Source organism: Pseudomonas sp. IPO3774 (genome assembly GCF_013386835.1).
Classification (GTDB): Bacteria; Pseudomonadota; Gammaproteobacteria; order Pseudomonadales; family Pseudomonadaceae; genus Aquipseudomonas.
This window is the reverse complement of sequence record NZ_JACAQY010000034.1, coordinates 82,944-108,158: the sequence shown is the minus strand read 5'-3', so window position 1 is coordinate 108,158 and position 25,215 is coordinate 82,944. Positions and strand designations below refer to the sequence as shown.

The 25,215-nt window shown below is 61.2% G+C and carries 20 protein-coding genes; 14 read left to right on the top strand and 6 right to left on the bottom strand.

Annotation, left to right across the window (positions count from 1 at the left end):
- Nucleotides 1-97 precede the first annotated feature (97 nt).
- Nucleotides 98-1,582 carry a sodium/proline symporter PutP gene (gene putP / locus HYE77_RS18660; RefSeq protein WP_003209422.1) on the bottom strand — a complete coding sequence of 495 codons (1,485 nt, stop codon included), beginning with the start codon at nt 1,580-1,582 and terminating at the stop codon, nt 98-100.
- A 138-nt stretch (nt 1,583-1,720) separates the two neighbouring features.
- The gene (locus HYE77_RS18655; protein WP_177069114.1) at nt 1,721-2,011 is read right to left on the bottom strand and encodes a hypothetical protein; all 291 of its coding nucleotides are present in this window, start codon (nt 2,009-2,011) and stop codon (nt 1,721-1,723) included.
- A 29-nt stretch (nt 2,012-2,040) separates the two neighbouring features.
- Between HYE77_RS18655 and putA the strand changes: the two genes are divergently transcribed.
- Both putA and HYE77_RS18645 read left to right on the top strand, forming a co-directional pair.
- Nucleotides 2,041-5,994, top strand: a complete 3,954-nt coding sequence (putA, locus tag HYE77_RS18650; RefSeq protein ID WP_177069113.1) for a trifunctional transcriptional regulator/proline dehydrogenase/L-glutamate gamma-semialdehyde dehydrogenase — start codon at nt 2,041-2,043, stop codon at nt 5,992-5,994.
- A gap of 229 nt (nt 5,995-6,223) precedes the next feature.
- A complete protein-coding gene (locus HYE77_RS18645; protein ID WP_177069112.1) occupies nt 6,224-8,026 on the top strand; it encodes an acyl-CoA dehydrogenase in 1,803 nt (600 codons plus the stop codon).
- Here HYE77_RS18645 and HYE77_RS18640 read toward each other — a convergent pair.
- Entirely contained in the window at nt 8,023-8,316 is a 294-nt protein-coding gene (locus tag HYE77_RS18640) for a cell division protein ZapA (RefSeq protein WP_003209415.1), read from the bottom strand. The two genes, HYE77_RS18645 and HYE77_RS18640, sit on opposite strands and share 4 nt — an antisense overlap.
- Nucleotides 8,313-8,543 (bottom strand): hypothetical protein, encoded by a 231-nt coding sequence (locus HYE77_RS18635; protein WP_003209413.1) that lies wholly within the window; start codon nt 8,541-8,543, stop codon nt 8,313-8,315. The genes HYE77_RS18640 and HYE77_RS18635 overlap by 4 nt, the downstream gene beginning before the upstream one ends.
- A gap of 277 nt (nt 8,544-8,820) precedes the next feature.
- On the opposite strand from HYE77_RS18635, the gene HYE77_RS18630 reads away from it, so the two are divergent.
- From HYE77_RS18630 to trxC, 6 genes are all read left to right on the top strand, one after another.
- Nucleotides 8,821-10,446, top strand: coding sequence for a methyl-accepting chemotaxis protein (locus HYE77_RS18630; RefSeq protein WP_023659353.1), 1,626 nt, complete (start codon nt 8,821-8,823; stop codon nt 10,444-10,446).
- A gap of 234 nt (nt 10,447-10,680) precedes the next feature.
- Complete coding sequence (locus HYE77_RS18625) at nt 10,681-12,423, top strand: potassium/proton antiporter (protein ID WP_003209410.1); 1,743 nt, start codon at nt 10,681-10,683, stop codon at nt 12,421-12,423.
- 70 nt (nt 12,424-12,493) lie between these two features.
- Complete coding sequence (gene mscK / locus HYE77_RS18620; RefSeq protein ID WP_008439184.1) at nt 12,494-15,844, top strand: mechanosensitive channel MscK; 3,351 nt, start codon at nt 12,494-12,496, stop codon at nt 15,842-15,844.
- A gap of 50 nt (nt 15,845-15,894) precedes the next feature.
- Nucleotides 15,895-17,358, top strand: a complete 1,464-nt coding sequence (gene selO, locus HYE77_RS18615) for a protein adenylyltransferase SelO (protein WP_008439185.1) — start codon at nt 15,895-15,897, stop codon at nt 17,356-17,358.
- Nucleotides 17,359-17,474: 116 nt separating this feature from the next.
- Nucleotides 17,475-18,656: an MFS transporter gene (locus tag HYE77_RS18610; protein WP_177069111.1), complete on the top strand. Its 1,182-nt coding sequence runs from the start codon at nt 17,475-17,477 to the stop codon at nt 18,654-18,656.
- A 76-nt stretch (nt 18,657-18,732) separates the two neighbouring features.
- Nucleotides 18,733-19,167: a thioredoxin TrxC gene (gene trxC / locus HYE77_RS18605; protein WP_177069110.1), complete on the top strand. Its 435-nt coding sequence runs from the start codon at nt 18,733-18,735 to the stop codon at nt 19,165-19,167.
- Here the strand turns inward: trxC and HYE77_RS18600 are convergent.
- Together HYE77_RS18600 and HYE77_RS18595 are read right to left on the bottom strand one after the other, a co-directional pair.
- Complete coding sequence (locus tag HYE77_RS18600; RefSeq protein ID WP_003209399.1) at nt 19,155-19,403, bottom strand: DUF6124 family protein; 249 nt, start codon at nt 19,401-19,403, stop codon at nt 19,155-19,157. The genes trxC and HYE77_RS18600 overlap by 13 nt on opposite strands.
- Nucleotides 19,404-19,844: 441 nt before the next feature.
- A complete protein-coding gene (locus HYE77_RS18595; RefSeq protein WP_003209397.1) occupies nt 19,845-20,615 on the bottom strand; it encodes a ParA family protein in 771 nt (256 codons plus the stop codon).
- Nucleotides 20,616-20,963: 348 nt separating this feature from the next.
- Between HYE77_RS18595 and HYE77_RS18590 the strand changes: the two genes are divergently transcribed.
- From HYE77_RS18590 to HYE77_RS18565, 6 genes are read left to right on the top strand one after another with little or no spacing between them, the layout of a single operon-like run.
- Nucleotides 20,964-21,686, top strand: coding sequence for a beta-ketoacyl synthase chain length factor (locus tag HYE77_RS18590; RefSeq protein WP_087692510.1), 723 nt, complete (start codon nt 20,964-20,966; stop codon nt 21,684-21,686).
- Nucleotides 21,662-22,474 (top strand): 1-acyl-sn-glycerol-3-phosphate acyltransferase, encoded by an 813-nt coding sequence (locus HYE77_RS18585; RefSeq protein ID WP_102367952.1) that lies wholly within the window; start codon nt 21,662-21,664, stop codon nt 22,472-22,474. The genes HYE77_RS18590 and HYE77_RS18585 overlap by 25 nt, the downstream gene beginning before the upstream one ends.
- Nucleotides 22,452-22,721 (top strand): phosphopantetheine-binding protein, encoded by a 270-nt coding sequence (locus HYE77_RS18580; RefSeq protein WP_008439197.1) that lies wholly within the window; start codon nt 22,452-22,454, stop codon nt 22,719-22,721. Before HYE77_RS18585 ends, HYE77_RS18580 begins: the two co-directional genes overlap by 23 nt.
- 9 nt (nt 22,722-22,730) lie before the next feature.
- The gene (locus tag HYE77_RS18575; protein ID WP_003209389.1) at nt 22,731-22,985 is read left to right on the top strand and encodes an acyl carrier protein; all 255 of its coding nucleotides are present in this window, start codon (nt 22,731-22,733) and stop codon (nt 22,983-22,985) included.
- Nucleotides 22,982-23,527, top strand: a complete 546-nt coding sequence (locus HYE77_RS18570) for a hypothetical protein (RefSeq protein ID WP_177069109.1) — start codon at nt 22,982-22,984, stop codon at nt 23,525-23,527. The genes HYE77_RS18575 and HYE77_RS18570 overlap by 4 nt, the downstream gene beginning before the upstream one ends.
- Nucleotides 23,524-25,194: an acyl-CoA synthetase family protein gene (locus HYE77_RS18565; RefSeq protein ID WP_177069108.1), complete on the top strand. Its 1,671-nt coding sequence runs from the start codon at nt 23,524-23,526 to the stop codon at nt 25,192-25,194. Before HYE77_RS18570 ends, HYE77_RS18565 begins: the two co-directional genes overlap by 4 nt.
- The last annotated feature ends 21 nt before the right edge of the window (nt 25,195-25,215 follow it).

Sequence of the window (25,215 nt, the reverse complement as noted above, 5' to 3'; positions counted from 1 at the left end):
GAAAACAACACTGCGAGATCTGGAAGGCAAAAAAACGGCCCGTCATCCAAAAGATGCGGGCCGTTTTCACTTCAGCGGGCATTCAAGCCCCCGCCGATTACTTGTTGAGGTTGTAATCCGCCTCGGCTGCGTCAAACCGCTGAAGCATGCCAGCCGTCGGAGCGCCCAGCTTGCTCACGAAGTAGATCGCCAGGCTGGCGAAGATGAAGCCCGGGATGATTTCGTACAGGCCAAACAGGCTGAAGTGCTTCCACACGATCACGGTGATCGCACCCACCAGGATGCCGGCCAATGCGCCATTACGCGTCATGCCTTTCCACAGTACGGAGATCAGTACCACAGGACCGAACGCAGCACCGAAACCGGCCCAGGCGTAGCTCACCAGGCCCAGTACGCGGTTTTCCGGGTTGGCGGCCATGGCGATGGCAATCAGCGCCACCAACAGCACCATGGCGCGACCGACCCATACCAGCTCGACCTGGGAGGCGTTTTTACGCAGGAAGGTTTTGTAGAAGTCTTCGGTGAGGGCACTGGAGCACACCAGCAACTGGCAGCTCAGGGTGCTCATTACCGCCGCCAGGATGGCCGACAGCAGCACACCGGCAATCCATGGGTTGAAGAGCAGCTTGGCCAGCTCGATGAACACACGCTCGTGGTTCTCGGTCACGGGACCGGCGACTTCCGGGTGCGCCGAGAAGTAGGCGATACCGAAGAAGCCCACCGCCACGGTGCCGCCCAGGCACAGGATCATCCAGGTCATGGAGATGCGACGTGCGTTGGCAATAGATTTCACCGAATCCGCCGCCATGAAACGCGCGAGGATGTGCGGCTGGCCGAAGTAACCCAGGCCCCAGCCCATCAGCGAAATGATGCCGATGAAGGTGGTGTTTTTCAGCATGTTGAAGTTGTCAGGGTTCTGCGCTTCGATCGCCAGGAAGGTGGTGTCGACGCCACCGGTGGCCAGCAGCACGATGATCGGGGTCAACAACAAGGCGAAGATCATCAGCGTGGCTTGCACTGTGTCGGTCCAGCTCACGGCCAGGAAACCACCGACGAAGGTGTAGGCAATGGTCGCGGCAGCACCGGCCCACAGCGCGGTCTCGTAGGACATGCCGAAGGTGCTTTCAAACAGACGGGCGCCAGCCACGATGCCGGAAGCGCAGTAGATGGTGAAGAACACCAGGATCACCACCGCAGAGATGATTCGCAGCAGGCCGCTTTTATCTTCGAAACGGCTGGAGAAGTAATCCGGCAGGGTCAGGGCGTCGCCGTTGTGCTCGGTCTGCACCCGCAGGCGGCCGGCTACAAACAGCCAGTTCAGGTAGGCACCGACGATCAGGCCGATGGCAATCCAGCTTTCCGACAGGCCAGACATGTAGATCGCGCCGGGCAAGCCCATCAGCAACCAGCCGCTCATGTCCGAGGCACCGGCCGAAAGCGCGGTAACCACGCTGCCGAGGCTGCGACCGCCGAGGATGTAGTCGGAAAGGTTGTTGGTGGAGCGATAGGCCATAAAGCCGATCAGCACCATGGCAGCGATATAGATCACAAATGTGATCAGGGTAGGATTACTTACGCTCATTGAGTTACGCCCTGGCTTTGTTTTTATGTAGCGGCGGTCTGTCCGGACGGCCATCCACTTTGCTAGTGGATAGACGAAGCCTGGCGCCGCGCATTTATGACTGACGTTTCCCCAGGAAAGCCATCAGCCGATGAACCGTCAGTAAGAGGTTGCACCTTGGGCGCGAATGCTATTCAACAAAGCAAATAAGGTGCAACCAGTTTCTTGAGAATAAGTTGCACCTCGATGTTTTTTGTGGAAAACACCGTGTTTTTGCTCCTTTTCGGAGCAAGAGCAGCCGAAGTCAGAAGCAAATGCACCAAGGCGCAGCCGATTCGGCTGCGGCGATAATTTTTCCCGATCAGCATCAAAAAATTCATGGATAAAAAGGGTTGCACCCGGTTGCACCTCTCTCGGCGCAAAGCTAATCTTGCCGCCAGCTGATGCCACGCAGTAGTGGCACCCATGAGGATAAAAAGATGGCTACGACCACCCTTGGGGTCAAACTTGACGACCCGACCCGCGAGCGCCTGAAGGCGGCCGCGACCTCCATTGATCGCACGCCGCACTGGCTGATCAAGCAGGCGATTTTCAATTACCTGGAGAAACTCGAGGGTGGTGCAACCCTGGCCGAGCTCAACGGCCTGGGCAGCAAGGACGCGGAAGAAGCCGGCGAGGTCCAGACCGACCACGCCCACCAGTGCTTCCTGGAATTTGCCGAAAGCATCCTGCCGCAATCCGTACTGCGCGCCTCGATCACCGCCGCCTACCGTCGCCCGGAGCCGGAAGTGGTGCCGATGCTGATCGAGCAGGCTCGCTTGCCCGCGGCAATGGCCGAGGCCACCAACAAGCTCGCCTCTTCGATCGCCGAGAAACTGCGCAATCAGAAAAGCGCCGGCGGCCGTGCAGGCATCGTCCAGGGCCTGCTGCAAGAATTTTCCCTGTCGTCCCAGGAAGGCGTAGCGCTGATGTGCCTCGCCGAAGCGCTGCTGCGCATCCCGGACAAGGGCACCCGCGACGCACTGATCCGCGACAAGATCAGCACCGGCAACTGGCACCCGCACCTGGGCAACAGCCCGTCGCTGTTCGTCAACGCCGCCACCTGGGGCCTGTTGCTGACCGGCAAACTGGTCGCGACCCACAACGAAGCCGGCCTGACCTCGTCCCTGAGCCGCATCATCGGCAAGAGCGGCGAGCCGATGATCCGCAAGGGCGTCGACATGGCCATGCGCCTGATGGGCGAGCAGTTCGTCACCGGCGAAACCATCGCCGAAGCCCTGGCCAATGCGAGCAAGTTCGAAGCCAAGGGCTTCCGCTATTCCTACGACATGCTCGGTGAAGCCGCACTTACCGAACATGACGCCCAGAAATACCTGGCCTCGTACGAACAAGCCATCCACTCGATCGGCAAGGCGTCCCACGGTCGCGGGATTTATGAAGGCCCGGGCATTTCCATCAAGCTCTCGGCCCTGCACCCGCGTTACAGCCGTGCGCAGTACGAGCGCGTGATGGACGAGCTGTACCCGCGCCTGCTGTCGCTGACCCTGCTGGCCAAGCAATACGACATCGGTTTGAACATCGACGCCGAAGAAGCCGATCGCCTGGAGCTGTCCCTCGACCTGCTGGAACGACTGTGCTTCGAGCCGCAACTGACGGGCTGGAACGGTATCGGTTTTGTGATCCAGGCTTACCAGAAGCGTTGCCCGTATGTGATCGACTACGTGATCGACCTGGCACGCCGCAGCCGCCACCGCCTGATGATCCGCCTGGTAAAAGGCGCGTACTGGGACAGCGAAATCAAGCGCGCCCAGGTCGAAGGCCTGGAAGGCTATCCGGTGTACACCCGCAAGGTGTACACCGACGTTTCCTACATTGCCTGCGCACGCAAACTGCTTTCGGTACCGGAAGTTATCTACCCGCAGTTCGCCACCCACAACGCTCACACCTTGTCGGCGATTTACCATATTGCCGGTCAGAACTATTACCCCGGCCAGTACGAGTTCCAATGCCTGCACGGCATGGGCGAGCCTCTGTACGAGCAGGTTGTAGGCAAGGTCTCCGAAGGCAAGCTGAACCGTCCGTGCCGCGTGTACGCACCCGTCGGCACCCACGAAACACTGCTGGCTTACCTGGTGCGTCGCCTGCTGGAAAACGGCGCCAACACCTCGTTTGTCAACCGTATTGCCGACCAATCCATCTCGATCCAGGAGCTGGTGGCCGATCCAGTGGCCAGCATCGAGCAGATGGCGACGCTGGAAGGCGGCTTCGGCCTGCCGCACCCGCGTATCCCGCTGCCGCGTGACCTGTATGGTGCCGAGCGCGCCAACTCCGCCGGTATCGACCTGGCCAACGAACACCGCCTGGCGTCGCTGTCCTGCGCCTTGCTGGCTACCGCGCATAACAACTGGAAAGCCGCGCCGATGCTCGGTTGCGCTTCCAGCAATGAAGCCGCTGTGCCGGTGCTGAACCCCTCTGACCTGCGTGACGTCGTCGGCCACGTACAGGAAGCAACTGTCGAAGACGTCGACAACGCCATCCAGTGCGCCCTGAACGCTGCGCCAATCTGGCAGGCCACCCCGCCCGCCGAACGCGCCGCGATCCTGGAACGTGCCGCCGACCTGATGGAAGGCGAGATCCAGCCGCTGATGGGCCTGCTGGCCCGCGAAGCCGGCAAGACCTTCGCCAACGCCATCGCCGAAGTGCGTGAAGCCGTGGACTTCCTGCGTTACTACGCGGTGCAGGCTCGCAACGATTTCACCAACGACGCTCACCGCCCGCTGGGCCCGGTGGTGTGCATCAGCCCGTGGAACTTCCCGCTGGCGATCTTCAGTGGCCAGGTCGCCGCTGCACTGGCCGCCGGCAACCCGGTACTGGCCAAGCCTGCCGAACAAACGCCGCTGGTGGCCGCACAAGCCGTGCGCCTGCTGCTGGAAGCCGGGATTCCGGAAGGCGTGCTGCAACTGCTGCCGGGCCAGGGCGAAACCGTCGGTGCGCGCCTGGTGGGTGATGATCGCGTCAAGGGCGTGATGTTCACCGGTTCCACCGAGGTTGCGCGCTTGCTGCAACGCAGTGTCGCCGGCCGTCTGGATGCACAGGGTCGTCCGATTCCGCTGATCGCCGAAACCGGTGGCCAGAACGCAATGATCGTCGACTCCTCGGCGCTCACCGAACAAGTGGTGATCGACGTAGTGTCCTCGGCCTTCGACAGTGCCGGCCAACGTTGCTCGGCCCTGCGCGTACTGTGCTTGCAGGAAGATTCCGCTGACCGCGTCATCGAAATGCTTAAAGGTGCCATGGCTGAATGCCGCCTCGGCAACCCGGAGCGCCTGTCGGTGGATATCGGCCCGGTGATCGACGCCGAAGCCAAGGCTGGCATCGAGAAACATATCCAGGCCATGCGCGACAAAGGCCGCAACGTTTACCAGGTCGCGATTGCCGATAGCGAAGAGATCAAGCGCGGCACGTTCGTGATGCCAACCCTGATCGAACTGGAAAGCTTCGACGAACTGCAACGGGAGATCTTCGGCCCGGTGCTGCACGTGGTGCGCTACAAGCGCAAAGAGATCGACCAGCTTATCGGCCAGATCAATGCCTCCGGCTATGGCCTGACCCTGGGCGTGCACACCCGCATCGACGAGACCATCGCCAAGGTGATCGACAACGTCCATGCCGGTAACGTCTACGTTAACCGCAACATCGTGGGTGCCGTGGTCGGTGTGCAGCCGTTCGGTGGCGAAGGCTTGTCGGGCACTGGCCCGAAAGCTGGCGGCCCGCTGTATCTGTACCGTCTGCTGTCGACCCGTCCTACGGACGCCATCGAGCAATCCTTCGTCCGTGGTGATGCACTGGCCGCACCGGATGTTCGCCTGCGGGATGCCATGAGCAAGCCGCTGACCGCCCTGAAAGCCTGGGCCGACAGCAGCAAGCTCAGCGACTTGAGCGCCCTGTGCGTGCAGTTCGCCGCGCAATCCCAAAGCGGTATCACCCGCCAACTGGCCGGCCCGACCGGCGAGCGCAACAGCTATGCCATCCTGCCCCGCGAGCACGTGTTGTGCCTGGCGGAAGTGGAAGGCGACCTGCTGACGCAACTGGCGGCCGTGCTGGCAGTCGGCGGCTCGGCGGTATGGCCGGAAACTGAATTGACCAAGGCCGTGTTCGCACGCTTGCCGAAGGATATTCAGGCGAAGATCACGCGGGTGGCTGACTGGACCAAGGATGAAACCGTGTTTGATGCCGTGCTGCATCACGGCGATTCCGACCAACTGCGCGGGGTTTGCCAGCAAGTGGCCAAGCGTGGCGGGGCGATTGTCGGGGTTCACGGTTTGTCTTCGGGCGAAACCGGGATTGCCCTGGAGCGCCTGGTGATCGAGCGGGCGCTGAGCGTCAACACTGCTGCTGCGGGTGGTAACGCCAGCCTGATGACCATCGGCTAACTGACGAAACGCGGTCAAAATGTGGGAGCGGGCTTGCTCGCGAATGCGCAGTGTCAGTCGCCAGATGTACTGACTGATCCACCGCATTCGCGAGCAAGCCCGCTCCCACACTGACCGTGTTTGCAACTCACCGCTGTTGTTTTGCCCCTCCATCACCCAGATCAATCTTGCTATCCAGCCTCTATTTGCGCACTTAGACTCAGGCCCATTCCCACACAGGTAAGCCGCCATGTCCGAGACGCTGCTCAGTTCCCGCAATCTGGCTTTCGAGCTGTACGAAGTCCTCGATGCCGAGGGCCTGACCCAGCGCGAGCGGTTTGCCGAACACAACCGTGAAACCTTCGACGCCGCCATCGGCACCGCCCGCAGCATTGCCGAGAAGTTCTTCGCCCCGCATAACCGCAAGGGCGACGAGAACGAGCCCCGCTACGAAAACGGTCAGGCGATTCTGATTCCCGAGGTGAAACCGGCGGTAGATGCCTTCCTCGAAGCCGGTTTTCTCAACGCCGCCCGCAGTTTCGAAGCCGGTGGCATGCAACTGCCCACCCTGCTCTCCCAGGCGTGTTTCGCCCACTTCCAGTCGGCCAACGCCGCATCCACGTCCTACCCGTTCCTGACCATGGGCGCCGCCAACCTGATCGAGAGCTTCGGCACCGAGGAGCAGAAGCAACGCTTCCTGCAACCGATGATCGAAGGCCGCTTCTTTGGCACCATGGCGCTGACCGAGCCCCATGCGGGCTCATCGCTGTCGGATATTCGTACCCGCGCAGAGCCGGCGGCTGATGGCAGCTATCGCCTCAAGGGCAACAAGATCTTCATCTCCGGCGGCGATCACCCGCTGTCGGAAAACATCGTGCACATGGTTCTGGCCAAGCTGCCGGACGCACCTGCCGGGGTGAAGGGCATTTCGCTGTTTATCGTGCCCAAGTTCCTGGTCAACGACGACGACAGCCTGGGCAAGCGCAACGATGTGCTGCTGGCCGGGCTGTTTCACAAGATGGGCTGGCGTGGCACCACCTCGACCGCGTTGAATTTCGGCGATAACGGCGAGTGCGTCGGCTACCTGGTGGGCCAGCCGCACCAGGGCCTGAGTTGCATGTTCCAGATGATGAACGAAGCGCGGATCGGCGTGGGCATGGGCGCGGTGATGCTGGGTTACGCCGGCTACCTGTACTCCCTGGAATATGCCCGTGAACGTCCCCAAGGCCGCTTGCCCGACAGCAAGGATCCCAACACCGCGCCGGTGTCGATCATCCAGCACGCCGATATCAAACGCATGCTGTTGACCCAAAAAGCCTACGTGGAAGGCGCCTTCGACCTTGGCTTGTACGCCGCGCGCCTGTTCGACGACACCACCACCCTGGAAACCGAAGCTGCGCGCAAACAGGCCCACGAACTGCTGGACCTGCTGACGCCGATCGTCAAATCCTGGCCATCGGAGTTTTGCCTGAAGGCCAACGAACTGGCGATCCAGATCCTCGGCGGCCACGGCTACACCCGCGAATACCCGGTGGAACAGTACTACCGCGACAACCGCCTGAACCCGATCCATGAAGGCACCCACGGCATTCAGTCGCTGGACTTGCTCGGGCGCAAACTGGCGCAGAACGGCGGTGCGGGCTTGAAGCAACTGATCCGCCTGATCGCCGAGACCGGCGCACGGGCACAGGAGTATCCGTCGCTGAATGCCTTGCGGGAACCGCTGGAACAACTGGTGGCGCGCCTGCAAGAGGTCACCCTCGGCCTGCTGACGGATCTCGCCCAGGGCAAGGTCAACAGCAGCCTGGCGAATTCGGCGCTGTATCTGAAGGTGTTCGGGCATACGGTGATTGGCTGGCGCTGGCTGGAACAGGCAATTCGCGCCGAGGAAGGGCTGGCCAGGGGCAATGCTGCCGATGTCGCCTTCTATAAGGGCAAGCTCCAGGCCGCCCGGTACTTCCTGACGTGGGAAATACCGGGCTGCCATCATGAACTGGCGATTCTCGAGGCACGCGATGACACGTGCCTGGGGATGCAGGATGAGTGGTTCTAAGGCGTTCCGATTGCCTTGGAAATCACCTCGACCGTGGCGCTGACTTGCTCTTGGTAACGGTCGAGTTCCTGCTGGTGGTGCTTTTGCATTTCGATCTGCTCGGCGCACAGGTTCAGCGCCGCCAGCACCAATAGCTTGTCACCGATCAACGTCGGGTACTTTTTCTTGGTGGTGGCCAGGGATGCCTTGAGCATCGTCACGGCGCTCATCAGGGTGTTGTCTTCCCCTTCCGGTGCCTTGATCGAGTAATCCTCACCGAGAATCGAAACGACCTTTATCCCTTCATTCATGCGCTGACAGGACCTGCGCTCACACGCTCAACCAACGCCTGGATACGGGCAGCGGTGGCGCCCTGCTTTTCTTCCTGTTCCATCAGGTTCAGCTGCAAGCTGTCGTTTTCATCCTTGGCGCGAGCCAGTTCGGCCTTGAGGGATTCGTTGGTGCCCAGCAGATCCTGGTTCTGCTGTACCAGGTCGCTGACCAGTTGTTCCAATTGGCTGAGGGATGCTTCTAACATTTTGATTTCTCGGGCTTTTTCAAAGGGCGGTGACGATAAAGAAAATTCACCTCGGATGCCAGGGTTATCCCTGGCGCGGGGCCTTGATTTTACAGGGCAGGCCACGCTTTCGAGCCTTAGTGACTGCATTTATGGCATCTGGTTCCTGAATCCCGTCGGCCCGCCCCGATCTGCGACAAAAGCGCGCACCCCCTCAAGACTTTAGTCGTATGACCGATAGGTCATGGACACCCCGCTCAAACCCCGCATGGATCGCGCTTCTCCCCAGGATCACAACATGTCTCTTCGTAATATGAATATCGCGCCGCGGGCCTTTCTCGGCTTCGCGTTGATTGGCGCGCTGATGTTGTTTCTCGGTGTGTTCGCCCTGAACCAGATGAGCAAGATCCGTGCGGCGACGGAAGACATCACCCTTAGCAGCGTGCCGAGCATTCGCGCCCTGGACGAGTTCACTCAACTGACCCTGCGCCTGCGGGTGCTGTCGTATCGCCTGCTGACCAACCGCGAGCCTGACGTCCAGCAAAAGACCCTTGAGTCTTTTGACGTGCGCAATCAGCAGATTCGTACGGCCCAGGCGGTCTACGAGAAGTTGATCGACAGCAGCGAAGAACGTGCTGCCTACGATGAATACGTGCGTCTGCTGGCCCAGTACCATCAGATTGAAGAGCGCATGAAGAGCCTGTCACGGGCCAATCAGGTGGAAGAACTGCGCACGCTGCTGAATACCGAGCTGCTGAACAACTCGGATCAGGTCAACGCCGTACTGAACCGCCTGCTGGACATCAACAACAAGATGGCGCTGGCCACCAACCAGCAAGCTGCCGACCAGTACGACATGGCGTTTGAGCTGGTGGTGATCCTGCTGATCCTCGCCACGGCGCTGACCATGCTGTTCGCCTGGTTGCTGACCCGCAGCATCACCCTGCCGATCGCCCAGGCCCTGGATGCCGCCGAGGAAATCGCCGAAGGCAACCTGACGCGCCCGATCAAGGTGGAAGGCAACGACGAAGCCGGCCGACTACTGTTGGCAATGGCCAAGATGCAGGACAAATTGAAGGACACCTTGCAGCGCATTTCCGGCTCGGCCACCCAATTGGCCTCCGCCGCGGAAGAGCTGAATGCCGTGACCGACGAAAGCGCCCGTGGCCTGACCCAGCAAAACAACGAAATCGAACAGGCCGCCACGGCGGTGAACGAGATGACCAGCGCGGTTGAAGAAGTGGCCCGCAACGCGGTCAGCACTTCCGAAGCCTCGAAGAACGCCACGTCGTCTGCGGGCGATGGACGTGATTTGGTGCAGGAAACCGTCAGCGCCATTGAACGCATGAGCAGCGACGTGCAAGCCACTGCCACCTTGATCGGCAACCTGGCGGAAGAGTCCCGGGACATCGGCAAGGTGCTGGACGTGATTCGTGGTTTGGCTGACCAGACCAACCTGCTGGCCCTGAACGCCGCGATTGAAGCGGCGCGTGCCGGTGAAGCCGGGCGTGGTTTTGCGGTGGTGGCGGATGAGGTGCGGGCCCTGGCCCATCGCACCCAGCAGTCCACCAGCGAAATCGAGCGGATGATCGGCAGCATTCAGGCCGGTACCGAGCATGCAGTGGATTCGATGCGCAACAGCACCGAGCGGGCGGAATCGACGTTGAACATCGCCAAGGGTGCGGGGATGTCGCTGGACACCATCAACACTGCCATCGTTGAAATCAACGAGCGCAACCTGGTGATCGCCAGTGCCGCTGAAGAGCAGGCGCAGGTGGCGCGGGAAGTGGATCGTAACCTGGTGAATATTCGTGACTTGTCGGTGCAGTCGGCGACCGGCGCCAGCCAGACCAGTGCGGCGAGCAGTGAGCTGTCGCGGTTGGCGGTGGATTTGAACGGGATGGTGGGGCGGTTCAGGCTTTAACGGATACCGCAGGGCTAAAAATGTGGGAGCGGGCTTGCTCGCGAATGCGGTGGATCAGCTACGCATAACGCGACTGACACACCGCTTTCGCGAGCAAGCCCGCTCCCACATTGAATATGCGCCAGCCATTCAAAACCTTTTTGACAGCACAGCAATTCAACAGGTTAGAATCGCTGGCACGCAGACTGCATGGTCAGTTTGCGCCTCGTCTTTCCTGCTCATGGAGTACTGCCTTTGAATGCGACGACCATCAACAGCCTGTTCTTGATCGGCGCGTTGCTGGTAGGTGCGAGCATTCTGGTGAGTTCTCTTTCGTCCCGCCTGGGGATTCCGATCCTGGTGATCATCCTGGCCGTGGGCATGATCGCCGGCGTCGACGGCGGCGGCATCATCTTCGACAACTACCCGACTGCCTACCTCGTGGGCAACCTCGCCCTGGCCGTGATCCTGCTCGACGGCGGACTGCGAACGCGGGTAGCCAGTTTCCGTGTAGCCCTCTGGCCTGCGTTGTCCCTGGCGACGGTCGGGGTGCTGATCACCACCGGCCTCACCGGCATGGCAGCCGCCTGGCTGTTCAACCTCAACATCATTCAAGGCCTGCTGATCGGCGCCATCGTCGGCTCCACGGACGCCGCAGCGGTGTTCTCGCTGCTGGGCGGCAAAGGCCTGAACGAACGGGTCACCGCCAGCCTGGAAATCGAATCCGGCAGCAACGACCCGATGGCGGTGTTCCTCACCGTCACCCTGATCGACATGCTCGCCAGCGGCCAGACCGGCCTGCACTGGAGCCTGCTGGGCCACCTGATCCGCGAGTTCGGCATCGGCGGCATCATCGGCCTGGGCGGCGGCTGGTTGATGCTGCAGATGGTCAACCGGATCAACCTGGCCAACGGCCTGTACCCGATCCTGGTGATTTCCGGCGGCCTTTTCGTGTTCGCCCTGACCAACGCCCTGCACGGCAGCGGCTTCCTCGCCGTTTACCTGTGCGGCCTGGTGATCGGCAACCGCCCGGTGCGCAGCCGGCACGGCATTTTGCATATGCTCGACGGCATGGCCTGGCTGGCACAGATCGGCATGTTCCTGGTGCTGGGCCTGCTGGTCACGCCCCATGATTTGCTGCCCATCGCGTTGCCGGCCCTGGGCCTGGCGCTGTGGATGATTCTCTTCGCACGGCCGCTGTCGGTGATTGTCGGCCTGCTGCCGTTCAAGGCCTTCCATGGCCGAGAGAAAGCCTTTATCGCCTGGGTCGGCCTGCGCGGTGCGGTACCGATCATTCTGGCGGTGTTCCCGCTGATGGCCGGCCTGCCCCACGCGCAGCTGTACTTCAACCTGGCGTTCTTTATCGTGCTGGTGTCGTTGCTGGTGCAGGGTACGAGCCTGCCGTGGGTCGCCAAACTGTTGAAAGTGACGGTACCGCCAGAGCCGGCGCCGATTTCCCGGGCGGCCCTGGAAGTGCACGTCACCAGCGAGTGGGAGCTGTTCGTCTACCGCCTGGGTGCCGAGAAATGGTGCATCGGCGCCGCCCTGCGGGAGCTGAAAATGCCCGAAGGCACGCGGATCGCCGCGCTGTTTCGTGGCCAGCAACTGCTCCATCCGTCGGGTAGTACGGTGCTCGAAGTCGACGATCTGCTGTGCGTAATCGGCCATGAACACAACTTGCCGGCCCTCGGCAAACTGTTCAGCCAGGCACCACAACGGGGCCTCGACCTGCGCTTCTTCGGTGACTTCGTCCTGGAAGGCGACGCCCAGCTGGGCGCGGTTTCGGCCCTGTACGGGCTCAAGCTCGAGGGCATCGACCCGGACATGCCACTGAGTCGTTTCATCACCCAGAAAGTCGGCGGTGCGCCCGTGGTCGGCGACCAGGTGGAATGGAACAACACCATTTGGACCGTCGCGGTCATGGACGGGAACAAGATCGGCAAAGTCGGCGTCAGATTCCCCGAAGGAAGTCGCCCGGGCCCCGGACTCTTCCTCTAAACTGCGGGGCGACGGCGCGCCAGTCGATGTCGGGACGCCCCCTATTTTTCACCTTGCTCGACCGGTCTCTATGACAACCCTGCGCACTTTTCTCGCCACTGCCCTGCTGGGCCTGACTCTCTGCGTCGGCACCGTACACGCGGCCGACCCGCCCAGCATCGATTCCGTCCAGCAAACCCTGGACAAGCTGCCGGACCGCAAACTGCCCGACGCCGACATGAAGGCGCTGCAAAGCATCCTGCAGCAAACGCTCACCTTCCTGGGCAACCAGCAGGACTACCAGCAGCGCCTGGTGGACCTCAAGCGCCAGCTCGAAGACGCGCCGCGCCAGACCGTCGACAACCAGCGCGAACTGACCCGCCTCAAGGCCACCAAGGTGATTCCGGTCGCCCAGCGCTACGCCACCTTGCCGGTGCCGCAACTTGAACAACTGCTGGTGCAGCGCACCACCCAGCAAGGCGACCTGCAAAAGGAACTGGCCGACGCCAACAGCCTGACCATCGCGGCCCAGACCCGTCCCGAGCGCGCCCAGACCGAAATCAGCAGCAGCCAGACACGTATCCAGCAGATCAACGCGACTCTCAAGGCAGGCAAGGACAACGGCAAGACCCTCAGCGGCGACCAGCGCAACCAGCTGAATGCCGAGTTGGCCGCCCTCAACGCCCTGATTCCCCTGCGCCGCCAGGAACTGGCCGGCAACAGCCAACTGCAAGACCTGGGCAACAGCCAGCACGACCTGGTGCTGGAAAAGACCGCGCGCCTGGAGCAGGAAATCCAGGACCTGCAAACCCTGATCAACCAGAAACGCCTGGCCCAGTCCCAGGAAACCGTGACCCAGCAGTCCATCGAAGCCCAGAAGGCCGGTGGCAGCAGCCTGCTCGCCACGGAAAGCGCGGCCAACCTGAAACTGTCCGACTACCTGCTCAAAAGCACTGACCGGCTCAACGAGCTGACCCAGAAAAACCTGCAAACCAAGCAGCAACTGGACAGCGTGACCCAAAGCGACTCGGCGCTGGACGAGCAGATCAACGTGCTCAAGGGCAGCCTGCTGCTGTCCAAGATCCTCTACAAACAGAAGCAGGCCCTCCCGCGCCTGACCGTGGACCGCGACCTGGCAGATGACATCGCCAACATTCGCCTGTACCAGTTCGAGGTCAACCAGCAGCGCGAACTGATCAGCACCCCGAGCACCTACGTCGACAGCTTGCTGGCCAACCAGCCGGCCGACCAGGTGACGCCACAACTGCGGCGCACCCTGCTGGAACTGGCGATCACCCGCAGCGACCTGCTGGAGCGCTTGAGCCGGGAACTGAGCGCACTGCTCAACGAATCCATCACCCTGCAACTGAACCAGAAACAACTGCTGAGCACCGCCACCACCTTGCGGGCGACCCTCGACGAACAGATGTTCTGGATTCCCAGCAACAAGCCGCTGGATACCGAATGGCTGGAAACCGTACCGGCGCACCTGAGCAAACAGGTCAATACCCTGCCGTGGGCCTCCAGCGTCAGCGAGCTGTATGACGGCCTGACCCAGCGCCCGCTGCTGTTCCTGCCCCTGCTGTTGTTGATCGGCGCGCTGCTGTGGCGTCGCAGCTACCTGTATGCCCGGCTGAAAAAAATCCATATGGACATCGGCCACTTCAAACGCGACAGCCAGTGGCACACGCCGGTGGCGATCCTGGTGAATATCGCGCTGGCGATGCCGGTGGCCCTGGGCCTGGCACTCTGCGGCTATGCGCTGCAGATCGACGCCCGCGGGCAAAACGCCAACCTCGGCGCCGCCCTGCTGCAGATCGCCCAGGCGTGGCTGGTGTTCTACACCGCGTATCGGATCCTCGCGCCCGGCGGCGTCGCCGAGTTGCACTTCCGCTGGGAAAAACCCCAGGTCGAATTCCTCCAGGGCTGGGTACGCAAGCTCGGGCTCGTGGTACTGGCGTTGGTGGCCGTGGTGGCCATCGCCGAGCATCAGCCGGCAGCGCTGGCCGACGATGTGCTGGGCATCGGCGTGGTACTGACCTGCTACGCACTGATGGCGTGGCTGCTCGGGCGCCTGCTGCTCAACAGCCCGACTCATGAAAAAGCCTCGCTGTTTCGCAAGGCCGTGGGCCTGGTGTTTACGGCACTGCCGGTGGCGCTGTTTATCGCCGTATGTTTTGGCTACTACTACACCGCCCTCAAGCTCAGCGACCGGCTGATCAACACCTTGTACCTGCTGATGTTCTGGCTGGTGATCGAAGCCACCTTCGTACGTGGCCTGGGCGTTGCGGCACGGCGCCTGGCCTATGCGCGGGCCCTGGCCAAACGCCAGGCCGCCAAGGAAGCCGGTGAGGGTGAAGCAGTGATCGAAGAGCCGACCCTGGACATCGAACAGGTCAACGAACAGTCGATGCGCCTGATTCGCCTGGCGCTGCTGGGCGGCTTTATCGCTGCGTTGTACTGGGTGTGGTCCGACTTGATCTCGGTGTTTTCCTACCTGGACAACGTCACCCTCTACGAATACACCAGCGGCACCGGCGCCAATATCAGCATGGTGCCCATCAGCATCGGCGACTTGCTCGGCGCCCTGATCATCATCGGCATCACCTTTGCCCTGGCGCGCAACCTGCCCGGCCTGCTGGAAGTACTGGTGCTGTCCAAGCTCGACCTGGCCCAGGGCAGCGCCTACGCCACCACCACCTTGCTGTCCTATGTGATTGCCGGCGTCGGGTTTGTCTCCACCCTGTCGACCCTCGGCGTGAGCTGGGACAAGTTGCAGTGGCTGGTGGCCGCGCTGTCGGTGGGGTTGGGGTTCGGGATGCAGGAAATCTTCGCCAACTTCATCTCCGGCATCATGATCCTGTTCGAGCGCCCGGTACGGATCGGCGACACCATCACCATCGGCAACTTGTCGGGCACGGTGAGCAAGATCCGCATCCGTGCCACCACCATCACCGACTTCGACCGCAAGGACATCATTGTCCCGAACAAAACGTTCATCACCGGGCAACTGATCAACTGGTCGCTGACCGACACCATCACCCGGGTCACCCTGAAACTGGGCGTGGACTACGGCTCGGACCTGGACCTGGTGAAGGAATTGCTGCTCAAGGCCGCCGCCGAAAACCCACGCGTGTTGAAGGACCCGGCGCCCCACGTGTACTTCCTAAACTTCGGTGAAAGCACCCTCGATCACGAACTGCGCATGCATGTACGGGACCTGGGCGACCGCAACCCGGTGATCGATGAGGTCAACCGCTTCATCAACCGCGAGTTCAAGAACCACCACATCAACATCTCGTTCCGGCAGATGGAGGTTTACCTGAAGAACCTGCATGGCCAGGAATACAAGCTGGTGCCGGTGGAAGAAGAAAACCGGACCATCCTGCCGCCCGCCCAGGACCAGGACCTGCCCGAGCCGCCGCCCGCCAAACTCGACTAAACGCGCTCTCCCCAGCAGAATGGTCGGACATTCTGCTCAGGAGATGGCCGTTGAAAGCCCTCGACGAACTGACCTTCGACAACCGCTTCGCCCGCCTGGGCGACGGCTTCTCAACCCATGTGCTGCCCGAGCCCATCGACGAACCGCGTTTAGTGGTGGCGAGCGAGGCAGCCATGGCGCTGCTGGATCTCGACCCCGCCGTGGCCGAAACACCGGTATTTGCCGAGCTGTTCGGCGGGCACAAGCTGTGGGCCGAGGCCGAGCCGCGGGCGATGATCTATTCCGGGCATCAGTTTGGCTCGTACAACCCGCAACTGGGGGATGGCCGCGGATTGTTGCTGGGCGAGGTGTACAACCAGGCCGGCGAGCATTGGGACCTGCACCTCAAGGGTGCCGGGCAAACCCCGTACTCGCGCATGGGCGATGGTCGTGCGGTGTTGCGCTCGTCGATCCGGGAGTTTCTGGCGTCGGAAGCACTGCATGCGCTAGGCATTCCCAGCAGTCGTGCGCTGTGTGTGATCGGTTCCACCACGCCGGTGTGGCGCGAGAAACAGGAGCGCGCCGCCATGGTGCTGCGCCTGGCCCACAGCCACGTGCGCTTTGGGCATTTCGAATATTTCTACTACACCAAGAAGCCTGAATTGCAGAAGCAATTGGCGGAGCACGTGCTGTCCCTGCACTTCCCGGAATGCATGGAACAGCCCGAGCCGTACCTGGCGATGTTCCGCGAAATCGTCGAGCGTAATGCCGAGTTGATCGCCAAGTGGCAGGCCTATGGGTTCTGCCATGGAGTGATGAACACCGACAACATGTCGATCCTCGGCATCACCTTCGACTTCGGGCCGTTTGCATTTTTGGACGATTTCGACGCGCAGTTCGTCTGCAACCACTCCGACCATGAAGGGCGTTATTCCTTCAGCAACCAGGTGCCGATCGGGCAGTGGAACCTGAGCGCACTGGCCCAGGCGTTGACGCCGTTTATCAGCGTCGAGGCGCTGCGGGAAACGCTGGGGCTGTATCTGCCGTTGTTCCAGGCCCACTACCTGGACCTGATGCGCCGCCGACTGGGCCTCACCACCGCCGAAGATGACGACCAGAAACTGGTGGAGCGCCTGCTGCAACTGATGCAGAACAGCGGCGTCGACTACACCCTGTTCTTCCGCCGGCTGGGGGATGAATCCGCCGCATTGGCCGTGGCGCGGTTGCGCGACGATTTTGTCGACCTCAAGGGGTTTGACGGGTGGGCGGATCTGTACAAGGCGCGCGTAGAGCGCGACGCCAGCGGCACAGAAGAACAGCGACGTGAGCGGATGCATGGGGTGAATCCGCTTTATATCCTGCGCAACTATTTGGCGCAGAACGCCATCCAGGCGGCGGAGCTTGGGGATTACAGCGAAGTGCGCCGGCTGCATGAAGTGCTGACCAAACCGTTTGAAGAGCAGCCGGGGATGGAACAATACGCCCAGCGGCCGCCGGATTGGGGGAAGCATTTGGAGATTAGTTGTTCGTCGTAGGAGCGAGCCAATGTGGCGAGGGAGCAAGCTCCCTCACCACAACACGGATATATCCAGAAATAAGTATCGGACGCGCCTGACATCCCCAAATACACATCCGGCTTAGGGTTTAGCGGATGTGTAAATCAAATTTGAAACATAAAACCGTGACCCCAGGCCTTAGGGTCGTGGTGGCCAGGACGCTGGTCAGTGCGGTTGTTTTCGACGCTCTTGTTCCTCTTTCTCCGTTAATCGCTCAGGACTTGAGTGTTTCTCCGGCATTCTTTCAAGGCATGCTCGGCTTGTGCCTGATGGCTTTCGCATTCAGCCAGTTGTTTTCAACGCCGCTGGTCAACCGACTGGGAACCAGCGTCAGCCTGGCCGGTGCATCGGTGCTGATCGCGCTGCTATGTGTCGCAGTGGCGTTATCAACAAGCGCCCTCATGCTATCGATCATCTTTACTTTCATGTTCATCGCCAACGCGGTGGCAGCAACCTCTTCACGCCTTTGGCTGCGTCAACGACTCAGGCAAGCAACCTTCCAAAGCGCAACAGCTTATCTCTTGAGTGCTATTAGCGTCCTTACGGTACTAAGCCCGCCGACTCTGCTGGCGGCAGCCTCGTTTTGGGGGTGGAGATGGGTTTTTGGCGTACTCGGTTGCCTGCTTTTTATAATCGGCCTGGGACTTCTGGCCACTCATCACGGCAAGGCAACCGACCAAGGCCAACAGGCTGCAACTGAAACCCAATCTTTACTAGGGAAACACCCGAAATTCATCTGCGGTTTACTGCTTGCACTCCTGATACAGAGCGCCTTCACACAGCTGAACCTCAGCAAGGCGTTTGCCCTGCAGGGAGTTTTTCATCTCTCACCACAAGCAACAGGCATGATCCTTTCAGGTTGGGCGGCGCTGGTAGCGGCAGGTTTTTTCTTTTCAGGGAAAGCCGTCACACGATTCAGTGACGCCCAACGCCTAAATGCAGGATCCGCCTCTCAGTGCCTCGCCGCACTGTTGATGGTAGCGGCATGGCTACATGTCAATATCTACCTTTACCTGGCAGCTGCAGCAGCAACCAGTATTGCCTTCTGCATTTTGTTGCCCCTTGCGACCAGCTGGGCACTGGATATCGACGCGTCTCACCAAGCCAAAGCTTCTGCGGTTTTCGGATGCATCACTGTGGCCGGGGCAGGATTATTAACCTGGCTAGGGTCTCAATGGAATGCACCACTGCTTTTCACTCTGATGCTGGTGATTGGGGGTTGTGCTGTGGGCAACGTGTTTGCCTGCCAACTGGCACGAAAGAAGATTGCACGCTGATGGCTTGTGTTGTTCCTTGATAAACCCCGACGGCGGCTCCAAATAGAACCCATTGGCCACTTTCACGGAGCCCAGCATGTCCGACTCTCTAGTAATCCCCTGCCCCCACTGCAACGGTCTTAACCGCATCCCCAATGAACGCCTGGGCGATGCGCCGAAGTGCGGGCGCTGCAAGCAACCGGTGCTGCTGAGCAAACCCTTTGAGCTGAAACAGGGCGATTACGCCAGCCAGATCAAGGGCGACCTGCCGTTGCTGGTGGACGTGTGGGCCGAATGGTGCGGGCCGTGCAAGTCGTTTGCGCCGGTGTTTGAGCAGGCCGCCGGGCAGTTGGCCGGGAAGTGCCGATTGGCCAAGCTCGATAGCGAGGCCAATCAGCAGTTATCCGCTCAGTTGGGGATTCGCTCGATTCCCAGCCTGGTCCTGTTCAAGAATGGCCGGGAAGTGGCGCGTCAGAGCGGTGCGTTTCCGTTACCGCAGTTGATGAGCTGGCTGCGCAGTCAGGGCGTTTGAGGTAGCGGGACGCCCCGGTCCATCACCTGCCCCATCAGCAATACGCCCAATTCGCTCAACTGATGAATGGCCAACGCGACATCGCGCTGCTTGCCGGTGAGGTCGTCGGAAAGGTCGAGCAAGAGGGTGGTGACTGAGGAGAAGGTTTCGTAGGTATTGAGGATCAGGGTTTCGGTGGCTTGGCCGGGGCTGACTGTAAAAAGGTACGACGGGGGATTTGGAGTAGCTTTAAACATGGTCGACATTCCTGATTGGAGCCGCCATCTGATCGCTACTAAACGAATTAGGGTGGCAGCTGTACGCAGGTTAGTAGACCGGGAAATGTCGAAGCCGGCGCGCCCGAAGACGCCCTACGCACAGCTACCATCAAGCACAGACTCAGCGCCTGAAAGATGAAGCTTATGCACTTAACGACAAACACTCGGGCTACTAAACCCGATCACTGAGAATTCAGCGACCGAGCAACCTTAGAGACGCCCATCCAGACGCACAAGCCGGCGGATTCTGGCGTAACTGTAGGCAACGGCGCAAGACGACGATTTCCCTGTAGAAACAAAGACCAAATGTGGGAGCGGGCTTGCTCGCGAATGCGGTGAGTCAGTCAATAGAGAATTCGACTGATCCACCGCATTCGCGAGCAAGCCCGCTCCCACATGGGTGATGTGTTGCCTGCTAAATCACGCGTTTTCCAGCAAGTTATGCAATTCCACAAACTGCTGTGTCAGCTTGTGCCGTGGGTCCAGGTGGATCAGCGGCATGTTCGCCTGGTGCGATTCACGCATGCGCACCGAACTGGTGAGGTACACCGGCAGTACCGGCAACCCTTCGGCAATCAATTCATCCAGCATCTGCTGCGGCAGGCTCGCCCGGGCCTGGAACTGGTTGACCACGATGCCTTCCACTTCCAGCCCTTCGTTGTGGTCTTCCTTCAATTCTTCGATCTCGGCCAACAGGCCATACAGCGCCTGGCGGGAGAAGCTGTCGCAATCGAAGGGGATCAGCACGCGATCAGCGGCAATCAGCGCTGAAACGGCATAAAAGTTCAACGCCGGCGGCGTATCCAGGTAGATCCGGTCGTAGTCCTCGCTCAATTCATCCAGCAGCTTTCGCAGCTTGTTGATCTTGTGCTTGGCCTCGAGCTTGGGCTGCAGGTCTGCCAGTTCCGCGGTGGCGGTGATGACGTGCAGGTTGTCGAACGGGGTTTCGTAGATATCCACCTGGTTCTTCTTCGAAAACGGCCCGGAAGACAGGGTTTGCTTGAAGAAGTCGGCGATTCCCATGGGGATATCGTCGCCGGTCAGCCCGGTGAGGTACTGGGTAGAGTTAGCCTGGGCATCGAGGTCCACCAACAGGGTTCGATAGCCTTCGCTGGCGCTGACCGCCGCCAGGTTGCAGGCAATGCTGGACTTGCCAACACCGCCTTTTTGGTTGAACACCACGCGCCGCATGGAAAAACCTCCGTGTATCAATGAATGACCCGAGTGTAGAGGGCAAAAGCGCCCGTTAGCTACCTCGTTTGTTCCTGTACTACAGCATCAGAGGCTCTATCTCGCATAACAATTTCCCGTCTGTCCGACAAAGCAGGAATTGCCTGACACCTGCTGCCCTACCTGCATGATGGACAATCGGTAATTCTTTCCAGCGAATTTGTAATCATCCGTGAACAATTCTTTACCAAAGTTTGCTAGAACCCCGCAGCACCGGGATAATGCGCGCCATTCGGCGATTGCACCCTGTCCCGGTATTCGGGGCCAATGGCCGCACAAGGAAGCCCGCAGGGGCGGGATAACTTCTCAGTGATCAATTTCAACATCGCCCAATGGCGCGCCTGGGCTCCCGGGCTCGAAAGCGCGGACGACTGGCGTACCTGGTGCCGGCAGCCGATGTTGCTCGCCCGCAGCGACGCGGCACCCGACGTGTCCTTCCTGCCGGCCATGCAGCGCCGGCGCCTGAGCCGCCTGGCGCGCATGGCCTTCAGTGTGGGCTGGCCCCTGGCCGAAGGCTTGCAACAGTTGCCATTGGTGTTTGTTTCCCGTCACGGCGAAACCCCACGCACCCTCGATATTCTCAGCGACCTGGCCAACGACGAGCCCCTGTCGCCGACCCAGTTCAGCCTGTCGGTGCATAACGCGGTGATTGGCCTGTGGTCGATCCTGCGCAATGAAACCAGTGAAATGACCGCCCTCGCCGCCGCCGGCGATGGCCTGGAGCACGGCATGCTCGAAGCCGCTGCCCTGCTCAATGAAGGCGCACCGGCTGTATTGCTGATCATTACCGAGGAACAGCCCCCCGAAGCCTATGCGCGCTGGATCGAGGACGTGCCCTTCCCCTACGCCCTCGGCCTGCTGCTGACACCGGGCGACGAGTGGCAGCTGGAACTGAATACAGCCGCTGTCCAACCCACCACCAAAGCCCAGTGGCCCCACGCCCTGAACCTGCTGCGCACCCTGCTGAACGAACAGGGCGCCTGCCAACATGCCTGGAAGAACCGAGTATGGAACTGGCAACGCAAGTCCTGACCGAAAAGCCCCGGAAGGCCTACTACTGGCGCCTGTTCGCCACTGCCACCGCCTTCGCCCTGTTTGGCCTCGGCGGCCTGTGCCTGCGTGTCCTGGTGTTTCCGCTGCTCAGTTGCCTGCCGGGTGATGCCAAACAGCATCAGCGACGCGCCCGCCACACCATCAGCTGCCTGTTCTGGTTGTTTATCCGCATGATGACGCGCCTGGGCATCCTGACCTACAGCGTCGAAGGCGCGGAAAAGCTCGGCCGCCCGGGCCAGATGATCATTGCCAACCACCCATCGCTGGTGGACGTGGTGTTCCTGATCGCCCAGATGCGCCAGACCAACTGCGTGGTCAAGCAGAGCCTGTGGCAGAACCCCTTCACCCGGGGCCCGGTGCGCGACGCCGGCTACATCAGCAACGACGGCAGCGCCGACATGCTCGACGCCGCCGCCGATGCCCTGCGGGACGGCCAGACCCTGATCATTTTCCCGGAAGGTACCCGCACCTCACCGGGCCAGGCACCGACCTTTCATCGCGGCGCCGCCGCCATTGCCCTGCGCGGTGCGAGCATCATCACTCCGGTAGTGATCAAGGTCAGCCCCACCACACTGACCAAGGCCGAACCCTGGTATCGCATCCCGAATCGCCGCTTTCACTTCAGTTTGCGCGTGGGTGCCGATATAGAACCACAGGCGTTTGCCGCACAAGGGCCCGCGCCCCAGGCATCACGCAAGCTCAACGATTACCTGCACCAGTATTTTATTAAGGAGCTCGCCGAAGATGAGCGACCAACACCGCCTTGAGCACGACATAAAAACGCTGATCATCGAGGCCCTGGGCCTGGAAGACATCAGCGAGAGCGACATCGGCAACGAGCAAACCCTGTTCGGCGAAGGCCTTGGCCTGGATTCAGTCGACGCCCTGGAATTGGGCCTGGCGATCCAGAAAAAGTACGGCATCAAGATCGATGCCGACGCCAAGGACACCCGCAATCACTTCACCAACGTGGCCAGCCTCGCGGCGTTCGTCACGGCCCGACAGGCAGCTTGAGACCGTACCATGCAAACTCGTGACGATATTTTCAACACCTTGCGCGACGCCCTGGTGGAACTGTTTGAACTGGAACCGGAACGCGTCACGCTCGACGCCAACCTGTACCAGGACCTGGAAATCGACAGCATTGATGCAGTGGACCTGATCGACCACATCAAGCGCCAGACCGGCAAGAAAATCGCCGCCGAAGAGTTCAAGGCCGTGCGTACCGTGAATGACGTGGTCGAGGCGGTCTACCGTCTGGTTCAACCGGCCGCATGAGCCGGCTGATCGGCCTTGGCCTGTTGCTGGCGGGGCTGCTGTACCCTTTTGCGGTGTATTACGGCACTGAGCATTTTGCCCCGTGGCAATTTGGCCTGCTGCTGGGCAGCCTGTGGCTGTTGCGCGCCCTGACCGGCGCCAGGCGCCCGGGCAGCCGCTGGATGGCGGCGGCGATCATTGTCTTTTGTCTGCTGCTCGCCTGGTTCGACAACCCGCAGATGCTGCGCTGGTACCCGAGCCTGGTCAGCGCCTTCATGCTGGCACTGTTCGGCCTGAGCCTGAAATACGGGCCGCCGATGGTCGAGCGCCTGGCGCGCATGAGCGAGCCGCAACTGCCCGAAGAAGCGATTGTGTATACCCGCAAGGTCACCGTGGTGTGGAGTGTATTTTTCCTGTGTAACGGCCTGCTCGCCGCCGCCCTCACCCTGTGGGCGCCGCTGAGCTGGTGGACGTTGTACAACGGCATGATCGCCTACGGGCTGATGGGGCTGTTGTTTGCCGTGGAATGGCTGGTACGACAAAGGGTTCGAGGCCGCGTATGAATTGGTTGAATCTTGAGCACTTGCTGCTTGAGCCTGTGGAGCAGCGTTTGGTGACCACCGAACCTGCCCTGGATCACCCACACCTGTGGGAGAAGTCCCTGAGCCTGGCCGCCGGGTTGCAAGCCCGGGGCATCCAGCGCCTGGCGGTGTACCTGGAAGATGCCGGCTTGCTGGCGATCGCCCTGCTGGGTGCGTGGCGAGCAGGCGTCAGCGTGTTGTTGCCCGCTGACCTGCAACCACAAACGCGCCAACGCTGGGATGATGTCGTCGATGCCTGGCTGACCAAAGCTGGCGACCTGGATGCGCTGTATCAAGCGCCATTAAGCGCCGCGGCCCTGGACCTGGACGCCTGCTGCCTGAGCCTGTGCACCTCCGGCTCCAGCGGCGAACCCAAGCGCATCGACAAAACCCTGCGGCAGATGGCCAATGAAGTCCAGGCGCTGGAAACCCTGTGGGGCGCCGACCTGGGCGAGGCGTGCATCATCGGCAGCGTCGCCACCCAGCATATCTATGGCTTGCTGTTTCGGGTGCTGTGGCCGTTGTGTGCCGGGCGCACCTTTGTGCGCCAACAGTTGGCATTTCCCGAGGACTTGCAGCGCGCCAGCCGCGAGCATGCGCAATTTGCCTGGGTCGCCAGCCCGGCGCTCCTCAAGCGCATGGGTGACAACCTCGACTGGCCAGCGCTTACACCGGTCAAACGGGTGTTTTCCTCCGGCGGCGCCTTGCCCCTTGAGGCCGCCGGCAGCCTGCATCAGCGCCTGCAGCAATGGCCGACGGAAATCCTCGGCAGCTCGGAAACCGGTGGTATCGCCTGGCGCCAGGGCGAACAACCGTGGCAGCCGTTTGCCGACGTGCAACTGAGCCAGGACGCCGACGGCGCCTTGCGCATCGCCTCGCCATACCTGCCCGCCGGCCATGTCGAACAGACCGCCGACGCCGCCACCATCCACGCCGACGGCCGCTTCGAATTGCTCGGCCGCCTGGACCGCATCGTCAAGCTGGAAGAAAAACGCATCTCCCTGCCGATGCTCGAACAAGCGCTGATGGACCATGCCTGGGTCGCCGAAACGCGCCTGGGCGTGGTGCAGGAAAACCGCGCCTCCCTCGGCGCCCTCGTGGTGCTCAGCGCAGACGGCTTGCATGCCCTGCGTAATCAGGGCCGACGCACCGTCACCCAAACCCTGCGCCAGCACTTGAGCCAACACTGCGAAGCCCTGGCCCTGCCCCGCCGCTGGCGCCTGTTGCGCCAATTGCCGCTGAACACCCAAGGCAAGCTGCCCCAGGCCGACGTCGAAGCCCTGCTGCTGGCACCGCGCCCGAAAGCCCCGGAAGTACTGGAACAAGTCGAAGCCAACGGTGAATGGACCCTACAACTGGCGATCCCGCCGGACCTCGCCTACTTCAGCGGCCACTTCCCGCAAACCCCGGTGCTGCCTGGCGTGGTGCAAGTGGATTGGGCGCTGAGCCTGGGCCAGCAACTGCTCAACCTGCCGGGGCAGTTCGCCGGGATGGAAGTGCTGAAGTTCCAGCAACTGGTGCGCCCGGATGACCGGATCGAACTGCACCTGCGGTTCGACCAGGAGCGCGGCAAGTTGTACTTCGCCTACCGCAATGAGGCGGCCGCCTGCTCCAGTGGGCGGATCGTGCTGGGGAGGGTCAGTGATTAAGCTTTTGTGGCGAGGGGGCTT